Here is an 8,411-nt window from a genome sequence, read left to right on the forward strand (position 1 = left end):
TATCCTAAGAAAGTATTAGATTACAAAACTCCCAGAGAGGTGTTATACGCTGGCTAACTTGGACTTGAATTTTGCCGTTTTTATTGTCTTATCAAATAGTCTTAAGATTTTTTAAAGTAAGTGGTAAGAGTTTTTAGAATAACAAATAATCTAGTATTAGTGAAGGAGAACAGAGAAATCTGTTCTCTTTTTTGTTTGCTTAAAATTCTATAAAGAGAGGAATTTCATCATGGAAGGCTTAGAACTTGTCATGGACATAGATACGTTAGAAATTTATGAAGTTATTGACCACGATGCTGAAGAAGAGATGATAGATGAAGATGGCCTACCTTCTTACAAGGGAAAAATGACATTGACACCTTGTCGTTGTATTCAACAGACATTATTTGATTTTCTTGATAACGATAATACATCATAAAAACAAAAGGTAAAGTTATGGATAGAGAAAGTTTATATCAACAGTTAGTTAACAGTGATCCGTTAGGTTTTATTGATCCCTTCGAGGATTTGGGGAAATTTGATTCTGTTCAGATGAAGTTTAAAGAACCCGTTAGTATGTTGAAGAATAAATACTCTGGTCAACCTTATAACCTCAACTGGCAGAAGAAAATTGAAGAAATGAGGGTATTGTATATTCAGTATCAGAAGTTATTAAAACTAGAAGATCAAGAACAGCGTATTCACAAAAGACTTAGAAATAAGGAGGCTAGGGAACATGTTCATGAAATTATCACAACCTATTTGGAATTAGGATTTAGATTCAGAGAGATTGAGTCTAAAGTTGCTCTTTTTAATACTCGACTTCGTCGCAACTGGAAAAGGAGTGACTATGTCATGACAGTAAATACTGAGTTCTATCTGAAGAAGGATTTACAAAATGGTTATTGTTCCCCAGGTTCGTTTCTTCCTCAAAGTATGAAAATTAACTAAATCAGGAGTAGAAATGATATGGATAGTAAGATTATATCTAAAATACAAAACCTATTAGAATTAGCTTATGATAGCCCAAGTGATGAAGAGGGTCAGACAGCTCTTTTAATGGCTCAAAAACTGATGGTAAAGCATCAGTTATCCATGAGTGATATAGAGCGTAGTTCTAAATGCAGGACTGATATTGGAGAAATAATTGGAACTCAAGGTAGACGTTTGCCTTGGTGGCAAGAACACCTAGCATCAATTCTAGGAAGTAACTTCAGATGTCAGACATACAGAACGAGACTACATAAAGAAGGAATTACACGAATCATTTTCTTTGGGTATTATGAAGATGCTGAACTCTGCACAAAAGTGTATGAGGGAGCTATCTTATATCTGAAATATCGGCTAAAGCGCCTTACTCCTCCTTCAATTGAGATAAAGAGAAAAGATTATAAAAAATCATATCTATACGGTTTTTTAGCGGGTCTTGACGCACGTTTCAGGGAACAAGCACAATCTTCAGAGGAGTTTGCCTTGGTTGTGCAAGTACCAGCTGAAGTAGTCGAGGAACAAGAGTTAAGAATGGGTATTCTCAAAGATAGAATGGTTAATCCAGGTATTAACATTAACACTTTTGATCCGATAGCGTACTTACAAGGCTGCAGTCACGCTGGTGAAGTGAAATTATTACCAGAGGAGCTGTTAGGAGAACAATTTTGAAAGGTCAAAGTAAAAAATAGGAGAAGTTTATGTACCAAGTATTTGAAATAGTAGTTCTATTTGGAATAAGTAGGATATCTTTTCTGAGATTGAAGAAAATCAGAGAGCAAAGAGATAAATATTTAAATGGGAAATATTGGGTTCCTAGTATAACAGGAAATCCTAAAGAAGATCGTGAAATAGGCTATAGTCGAGATATTTTCATGGCAAAGGTTTCAATTGTTCTATCCAGCTTGATAGGTGTAGTTGATTTAATAAACTTGGTAAGTCAACTATTCTTGTAGAATAAAGCCCGATTAGGAAGATTGTAATAAATAAGATTTCCCAAATGCTGTTTTGATTGTTTCAATCATATATAGCCCCTCTATAACCTAAAACAAAATTTTAAATAATCATGACAATGGAAAGAATATGAATATAAAAAATATTTTGCCTTCAATTCTTCAAGGTGGATTGAGACAAACCAAATTTAAGAATAGCCGTCTTCAGTCAGTCTCTTCAACTGAAGAGGGTAAACGTGGTTCTATCTTTGCCTATCGATCTAAAGCTAACATGATCAAAGCACGTGGATTGGTTTTGACATCGATAGAAGCACTTTTAGAAAATCAAGATAGCTTCACTCATTGGACGCCAAATGTTTATCGTTATGGCTCTTACAGTGATGATAAGCGCCAGGTGACACGTGGTCACTCAGAAGATAATCTCAGACAGATTAACACTTTCTACATTGACTTCGACGTGCATTCTTCAGCTGAAGAGATGACTTCTGGAGATATTCTAACAGCTGCTATTGACTTAGGCTTCATGCCTACTTTGATTTTAAAGTCAGATAAAGGTTATCAAGCTTATTTCGTGCTCTCTAAGCCAGCTTATGTGACCGCACACTCACAGTTTCGAGTGGTAAAAGTAGCGAAAGCCATCTCTCAAAACTTGCGTCATTATTTTGCTCAATCGTTACCAGTAGATATGACTTGCAATCACTTTGGAATTGCTCGTATGCCTCGGACAGATAACATTGAGTTCTGTCATGAGGACTACACATATTCCTTCCAGGAGTGGTTGGACTGGTCAATGAAACAATCAGATTTACCATTTCCGAGTAAAAAACCAAATCTAACGGTTATTGCTGGAACTACAGGGATAAAACAAATTGATGAGCCTTGGTACAAAATGCTGATGAACGAGTCGAATATCAAAGGTGCTAAAGCATTGATGGGAAGAAACAATGTTCTCTTCACTCTAGCGCTTGCCAACTTCTCATCTGGTGTGTCACAGGGCGATTGTGAGGACGTTTTAGCTGATTTCAATGGACAACTGGACGAACCTGTTGCCTCAGATGAGCTTCTGAAGCTTATTGCTAGCGCTTATTCTGAAAAATATGAGGCAGCTAGTCGTGATTACATCATGCTACTGTGTAAATCATGGGTCAATGAAAATTTAAAAGCTTCAGATTTATTCGTTAAACAGGGCTGGTATAAATTCAAGAAGAAACGTACTGAACGTAAGTACAGTCATCTTCACGAGTGGAAAGCTGACCTTATGGCGTATCTTGAGGGCTTTAATCAATCGGCAGACCCTTTTGTTCAAACGACAAAAAAGGCTATCAGGGAGGCGTTACACATCCCAGAGCGTTCACTGGATAAAGTTCTCAAAGCTCTTAAAGAAGAACAAAAGATTTTCTTTACCATCAAAGCTGGTCGTGGTGGTGGTATCAGACTAGCATCGGTTAAAGCGATTGTTCTTTCTCTTATTCAGGTGAAAAAAGAGCGCCAGGAGGCTTATTTTGCGAATATTGCTGCTTTCTTTGAGGAAAGCTTAGGATTCACTAAAAAGGTGATAGAAGGGGTTAAAAATGGGCTTAAACAAGCACGACAATTATCTTTATTCGAGGCTGACATTGGTTAAAAAAGAAAACCCGCAAACTGCCATTACATTTATATCTAGGATACTGAAGGAGGAAATCAAAGAAGCAAAGAACAAAATGAGGTGATCACAATTAGAGTAAAACAAAAATAGTATGTAAATACTAAAGAATATAGTTACTAGTTAGGAGAAAAAATATGTGGATTTGGATAATTAGTCTAGGAGTAATCACTTTAGGAATTAGTCTTTTTATTGGTACCTGGTTATATTCTAGCCACCAAATAAGGTTTAGTGAGGGGTATGACAAGGATTTAGAAAGTGATTATCAAGCGTTAGTAGAACAAATGAGAAAGTGAGGAAAAGCCATGAAATATATTATTTTTAGTTTTGAACTTGGAGATTATGTTTGTGATGAGAACAATCATATTTTGGTCTTTGCAAGTAGAGGGTTAGCTTGTCAATATATGCAAGAAAACTATAGGAAGCCAGTACCTGTACCGAAAACAAAAAGGATGATTCATTATCCAAAATGTTATCAAGCTCCATTCAAGCTTCAGAAAGTGTGCTAGGAGAAAGGGAGAGAGTAAGATGCAAAACAAAAATACCAAAATTGTACGAGGCTATTATCTGACAGGGCAAGGTCAAGAACCGCTAGCTTATTATTTTAAAATAACTGCTGATTTTCCTGACTTTGAAACACTGAAGGCAGGTGACATTGCTCTAACGTTCTATCAGAATTTAGAAGCTATTACAAGCCTGCCAGCATTGATTAGAGTAGATGGGATAATTGAAGCTGAGAAACAAGTTCTTGAGTTTCTTCAGAGTGAAAAGAAGGACCATCTTCCTATGCTGCCAATCGTGGATATTTATGATGACTTTGATCCTTTGCGCTTTAAGCGGATGATAGAGACTTTTGAGCGTCTAAAAGCAGACATCAAACGGTTAGCTAAGGTGACCTATGTTCAAGGCGACTTGTTTGACTTTCTAGGAGGTGAAGGCTAATGATGAGACTTATGCTTCCTAGACTGGTTGATACTACTAAGACGATAGGTGTTGTTGTAATAGCGTTTTTTCTGGCTATTGTGACTATTGTTGCTTTAACCAACTGGGGATACTTTGGTTCACAAGATTACGACAAGCATCTCACAGAACAAGTCTATGTGGACACAGTCGTTAATCAGAATGTCAATCTAGTTTTCTATCGAACGGGTTGCCCATATTGCGAAGCGGGCAAAACAGCAGTAGTCGTGGCTGCTCAAAAGAGTGTCTACCCAACTTTTTATATCGATGTTGAGTCAGAATCTGGTCAACAGTTAGTCAAGAAGTATCACGTAGAAGTTGCTGCTACTCTGATTCAAATTAGGGATGGTAAGACCAAATTGTTTCACTACGCTATGAAGACTAGCGCTGGAAAATATCAGCCTAAGACAGAAAGTATCGAGGAGGCGTTCAATGATAATTAAAAAAGAGATTAGAGAATCATCAATTCTCTTAGCGACAGTTTTGAAAGGTGTGCTTTCTATACCTTTGTTAATAGTTGTTGAAGGGAAATTTTATCTTCAATCAATTTTTTTAGGATTGCAGTTAGTTATAGCAATAGTAACGAGTGCGCCTATTGCAGATGATGATTTTAGACAGTATTTGGCTGTATGGGCAGTAAGTGCAGTTTTGACTTTGCTAACACGTCTCGTAGTTGATGGATGGCGTAAATAAGTCCTGTGGAGGAAAATAATGGCAGCTAAAATAACTTGGTCTGAAAAAGCTTTTCAGTTCGACAATGAATTGTGGCGTGTCAAAACCAAAGAGGGAATGGTAACGCTTGGTAAAAATCCAGACAATGATTTCTTTTCCAAACACCGATTTGATGATGAAGGCGGAGAGTTCACGCATATTTCAAGAGATGAAGCCTTGTGGCTCACGCTAGAGCTTATTCCAGAAAAGATGGATTGCATTTAGAGGTGGAGTTATGGGAAATTTAATTTATGCGATTGGTCATGGGCTATTTGCCTTTGCTTTACTCTTTGTCTGGTTTATGCCCGTTTTTCAGGTGAGATTAACTTTAGGACAAAAGCAAAAGGAGTACACTTGGAAGCTCTCAATAGCTCTAACTATGCTAATAAAAATAATAAAACCAGAATGCAAAATTAGTTTTCTGGGGTGGAGGTAAGGATGAGAAGATAAAGAACATTAGCGCAGAAGAAGCGTCCAAGTTCTCACAGGGTTGGAAAACGGATAGATTTTTCAAAGGATACTCGAAGAAAAAACAATCTATTTCCTCCAATCGACCCATTTGAGGTAGCTCCAATTTCGGAGAAAAAAGATGAGGCATTGAAAGTCAAAAAAGAGTGATTTCTGAAATGGAAAATCTAGAGATAAGCCATTTACAGGGAGGAGAAAAAATTATGGAACAGACATATTATCTAGTCTTAGCAGAAGTCGGTAGGTTTCAAACGTTTTGGCTTGGAATTTGGGAAGACGAAAGCATTGTTTATGTTGATGACATCAAACATGCTAAACCTTTTTCATCCTATGAGGAAGCTAAAAAGCAAACAGAAGATCCACTACAATCAGATGTTAGTGCGTACAAAATTATTGAATTTACTTACCAAGAGTTATTAGATTTTAGAATTATCGCTTTGTAGAAAAAAGCGTTGGAGGTGAAGATGATTGATACTATTAAAAACTGGATTGAAAAGACAAAATCTAGCTCCATTGCTAGACCCTTTGTAGCCATCAATAAATGGTTTCAGGAAAATGTGATTAAACGAAAGTTAGTCATTTTTATGACGTTGTTTGTTGCTTGGCTGAGTTTATTATTAGGCGCTATTTACTCCCCACAACGCCAAACTTATAGCGATGAGCAACTCAAAACTAAACAAATATTTGAGAACGGCACAGGTGAAATCGTACTGACGAGTCAGATGTATTCTCCAAAAACTGGGGTTATTGTCCTTCAATTTGAGACGCAAGATGCGACGTCCCCAGTTGACCGTGGTATAGATACTAAGCGCTTAAAATGGAACCTATATGCGCAGAATAAAACGGCAGATACGACGATGGAAATTGTACCAATTGTTGATAATAAAATCTCAGTCATTATCCGAAACGTACCTAAAAATTTCGGAGCTTATGCCATTGATATTAGGAATAAAACAGTTGTGACTAGCTCCATCGATGTTGATGTTTCTAGTTCCTCAGATGAGCAGGAGAAGACTTCTAAAACAACAGATAACGCTAATGATAACCTTGTTCAATTTTATGTGACAACTCAAAATAGCAAGCTAAAAGAAAAGCACATCAAGAGTGTTTCTCGTGAAGAGTTTGCCTTGTCAGAAATATCCGAAGAGAGAACTTTCCAAGAAGGTCAAATCAAAAAATTGAATAAGTCTATCAAGCAGTTGAAGGCCTCTATTGAAGATGATGAGTCTCGTAAGGCGGGGCTTAACAAAGAGGCAGAATATCTCTCAGGTGATGATTTAGAGTCCAATCAAAAAGATATTGCAACGCTTGAGAGCAACATTGAAACGAAGAATCGATCTATCGAAACAGCTACTCAAAATATCGAAAAAGTTCAAGTTAAAATTGAAGCTTTAAAGAAAAAAGAGGCAGCTATCAAGGACGGAACATTTGAGTTTTCAAATCCAATTGAGACCATCAAAATGAAATAGTAGAATGATAGGTTTCCTAATTTAGATTGGGGAACCTTTTTTCTTTTCAAAATAACTTGTCCTCTTACTGCAAGAAATTCCATTATCCCTTACACTAAATGTATCAATAAAAAGGAGGCTATGGTATGGCTAAAAAGAACTTAAAAAAAATTGATTTGGAACTCGAAGAAGCAAAGAAAAAAGTTGCTTCACTAGAAAACGAAAGGCGTCTAGCGGAAGAAAATATTCAAAGACAAATTGGTAAACTCTACGCTCAGGTTCAATTGAAAAAAGACAAAAATCAATCTTACGAAACACTGCTAGACGATCTCAAAACAGAATTAGCAATTCTTAAAGAAGAGGAAAAAGCTAAACGAGAGGCTGCCAAAAAAGAACGCCAAGAGGAGATGCAGCTAAGCTAAAAATCCTCTTTTTCTCAGCTGAATAGACACTAAAATAACATGAAAAACCTAGTGTGTACTAGTGGTTATCACTGTGTGTTTTAGTGTGTGACTGTTGTGTGTATCACGCTGCTTATGTGTGTTTAGGTGTGTATAGGGTGTGTGTATTGTGTAGGCGTAGCCGAGAAAATTACCGGTACTGGAAACGTTGATACTATCAATATATCACGACTAGTGATATCAGTTTCCCTTATGCTCTTTTCTAGCACAACACACAAAAAAGAGGCATTAGCCTCCAAAGTGTGTGTTAGTGTGTGGAAAAACCGCAAAAGTAGAACCGTTTTGGTTCGTGACGTTGCGAGGTTGAGGTTTTCTTTTTTGCTTCTTTTTGCTTTTTGCCTCGTCAAAAGAAAAAAGAAGCCGCTCCATTTTAGAGGAAGGATGGTGAACGAAATGGCAAATAACCACCAAACAAGAATTGAAATTCGAGGGTTATCCGAAAAGGAGATTACTTATCTAAAAGCTCTTGCGAAAGAACAAAAAGCAAAATCTTTTAATGCGTTTTTGCTTGCTATGTGCCGTGAAAAAATTGAAAAAGAAAAATTCAATTTGGTTGAGGCAAACTATCTAGCACATTTAGAAAATATGAAATTGACATCAGACCATGTGCTGTTTTTAACCCAAAAACAGACAGTCCTGCTATCCGATTTTGAAGAAAAAATGTCTCGGTATGCCGACCATATTTCTCGTTGGTTAGAATACGAGGGGGAGGTCGAAAGTAGTGACTAAAGATTTTATTATCCGCAATGTTCCTGAAAAAGTTTTTTCGCAATTACATGCGTTATCGGAAGAATATCAGTAC

General features: G+C 36.8%; 15 protein-coding genes. All 15 read left to right on the top strand.

The annotated features are described in order from the left end of the window. Nucleotides 1-229: 229 nt before the first annotated feature. The 15 genes from AALA56_RS09240 (at nt 230) to AALA56_RS09310 (ending at nt 8,338) form a co-directional block, all read left to right on the top strand. Nucleotides 230-418, top strand: a complete 189-nt coding sequence (locus AALA56_RS09240; protein WP_164682896.1) for a hypothetical protein — start codon at nt 230-232, stop codon at nt 416-418. Between the two features lie 17 nt (nt 419-435). Beyond that, on the top strand, nt 436-930 hold the full coding sequence (locus AALA56_RS09245) for a modification methylase Sau96I (RefSeq protein WP_369909761.1): 495 nt from the start codon (nt 436-438) through the stop codon (nt 928-930). 18 nt (nt 931-948) lie between these two features. Beyond that, the gene (locus AALA56_RS09250) at nt 949-1,638 is read left to right on the top strand and encodes a DUF2786 domain-containing protein (protein WP_369909762.1); all 690 of its coding nucleotides are present in this window, start codon (nt 949-951) and stop codon (nt 1,636-1,638) included. A gap of 29 nt (nt 1,639-1,667) precedes the next feature. Then, entirely contained in the window at nt 1,668-1,922 is a 255-nt protein-coding gene (locus AALA56_RS09255; RefSeq protein WP_369909764.1) for a hypothetical protein, read from the top strand. Between the two features lie 127 nt (nt 1,923-2,049). Further along, a complete protein-coding gene (locus tag AALA56_RS09260; protein WP_303975561.1) occupies nt 2,050-3,543 on the top strand; it encodes a primase C-terminal domain-containing protein in 1,494 nt (497 codons plus the stop codon). A gap of 323 nt (nt 3,544-3,866) precedes the next feature. Beyond that, nucleotides 3,867-4,070 (top strand): hypothetical protein, encoded by a 204-nt coding sequence (locus AALA56_RS09265; RefSeq protein ID WP_369909765.1) that lies wholly within the window; start codon nt 3,867-3,869, stop codon nt 4,068-4,070. A 19-nt stretch (nt 4,071-4,089) separates the two neighbouring features. Further along, complete coding sequence (locus AALA56_RS09270) at nt 4,090-4,503, top strand: hypothetical protein (RefSeq protein WP_369909766.1); 414 nt, start codon at nt 4,090-4,092, stop codon at nt 4,501-4,503. 2 nt (nt 4,504-4,505) lie between these two features. Beyond that, complete coding sequence (locus tag AALA56_RS09275; protein WP_369909767.1) at nt 4,506-4,964, top strand: thioredoxin; 459 nt, start codon at nt 4,506-4,508, stop codon at nt 4,962-4,964. After that, the gene (locus AALA56_RS09280) at nt 4,954-5,214 is read left to right on the top strand and encodes a hypothetical protein (RefSeq protein WP_303974851.1); all 261 of its coding nucleotides are present in this window, start codon (nt 4,954-4,956) and stop codon (nt 5,212-5,214) included. Before AALA56_RS09275 ends, AALA56_RS09280 begins: the two co-directional genes overlap by 11 nt. 18 nt (nt 5,215-5,232) lie before the next feature. Beyond that, nucleotides 5,233-5,457, top strand: a complete 225-nt coding sequence (locus AALA56_RS09285) for a hypothetical protein (protein WP_303974853.1) — start codon at nt 5,233-5,235, stop codon at nt 5,455-5,457. Between the two features lie 10 nt (nt 5,458-5,467). Further along, a complete protein-coding gene (locus AALA56_RS09290) occupies nt 5,468-5,668 on the top strand; it encodes a hypothetical protein (protein WP_303974855.1) in 201 nt (66 codons plus the stop codon). Between the two features lie 235 nt (nt 5,669-5,903). Beyond that, the gene (locus tag AALA56_RS09295; RefSeq protein WP_277294312.1) at nt 5,904-6,143 is read left to right on the top strand and encodes a hypothetical protein; all 240 of its coding nucleotides are present in this window, start codon (nt 5,904-5,906) and stop codon (nt 6,141-6,143) included. A 21-nt stretch (nt 6,144-6,164) separates the two neighbouring features. After that, nucleotides 6,165-7,169 (top strand): hypothetical protein, encoded by a 1,005-nt coding sequence (locus AALA56_RS09300; protein WP_303974858.1) that lies wholly within the window; start codon nt 6,165-6,167, stop codon nt 7,167-7,169. A gap of 125 nt (nt 7,170-7,294) precedes the next feature. Then, nucleotides 7,295-7,570: a hypothetical protein gene (locus AALA56_RS09305; protein ID WP_303974859.1), complete on the top strand. Its 276-nt coding sequence runs from the start codon at nt 7,295-7,297 to the stop codon at nt 7,568-7,570. 432 nt (nt 7,571-8,002) lie between these two features. Then, on the top strand, nt 8,003-8,338 hold the full coding sequence (locus AALA56_RS09310) for a hypothetical protein (protein ID WP_369909768.1): 336 nt from the start codon (nt 8,003-8,005) through the stop codon (nt 8,336-8,338). Nucleotides 8,339-8,411 lie beyond the last annotated feature (73 nt).

Source organism: Streptococcus hyointestinalis, assembly GCF_041225505.1.
GTDB classification, from domain to species: domain Bacteria; phylum Bacillota; class Bacilli; order Lactobacillales; family Streptococcaceae; genus Streptococcus; species Streptococcus hyointestinalis_B.

Bases quoted from the DNA above. Each gene is read 5' to 3' on its own strand.
- AALA56_RS09305 (WP_303974859.1), top strand. From the start codon at position 7,295: ATGGCTAAAAAGAACTTAAAAAAAATTGATTTGGAACTCGAAGAAGCA.
- AALA56_RS09250 (WP_369909762.1), top strand. From the start codon at position 949: ATGGATAGTAAGATTATATCTAAAATACAAAACCTATTAGAATTAGCT.
- AALA56_RS09300 (WP_303974858.1), top strand. From the start codon at position 6,165: ATGATTGATACTATTAAAAACTGGATTGAAAAGACAAAATCTAGCTCC.
- AALA56_RS09265 (WP_369909765.1), top strand. From the start codon at position 3,867: ATGAAATATATTATTTTTAGTTTTGAACTTGGAGATTATGTTTGTGAT.
- AALA56_RS09245 (WP_369909761.1), top strand. From the start codon at position 436: ATGGATAGAGAAAGTTTATATCAACAGTTAGTTAACAGTGATCCGTTA.
- AALA56_RS09285 (WP_303974853.1), top strand. From the start codon at position 5,233: ATGGCAGCTAAAATAACTTGGTCTGAAAAAGCTTTTCAGTTCGACAAT.
- AALA56_RS09280 (WP_303974851.1), top strand. From the start codon at position 4,954: ATGATAATTAAAAAAGAGATTAGAGAATCATCAATTCTCTTAGCGACA.
- AALA56_RS09240 (WP_164682896.1), top strand. From the start codon at position 230: ATGGAAGGCTTAGAACTTGTCATGGACATAGATACGTTAGAAATTTAT.
- AALA56_RS09255 (WP_369909764.1), top strand. From the start codon at position 1,668: ATGTACCAAGTATTTGAAATAGTAGTTCTATTTGGAATAAGTAGGATA.
- AALA56_RS09290 (WP_303974855.1), top strand. From the start codon at position 5,468: ATGGGAAATTTAATTTATGCGATTGGTCATGGGCTATTTGCCTTTGCT.
- AALA56_RS09310 (WP_369909768.1), top strand. From the start codon at position 8,003: ATGGCAAATAACCACCAAACAAGAATTGAAATTCGAGGGTTATCCGAA.
- AALA56_RS09270 (WP_369909766.1), top strand. From the start codon at position 4,090: ATGCAAAACAAAAATACCAAAATTGTACGAGGCTATTATCTGACAGGG.
- AALA56_RS09260 (WP_303975561.1), top strand. From the start codon at position 2,050: ATGAATATAAAAAATATTTTGCCTTCAATTCTTCAAGGTGGATTGAGA.
- AALA56_RS09275 (WP_369909767.1), top strand. From the start codon at position 4,506: ATGAGACTTATGCTTCCTAGACTGGTTGATACTACTAAGACGATAGGT.
- AALA56_RS09295 (WP_277294312.1), top strand. From the start codon at position 5,904: ATGGAACAGACATATTATCTAGTCTTAGCAGAAGTCGGTAGGTTTCAA.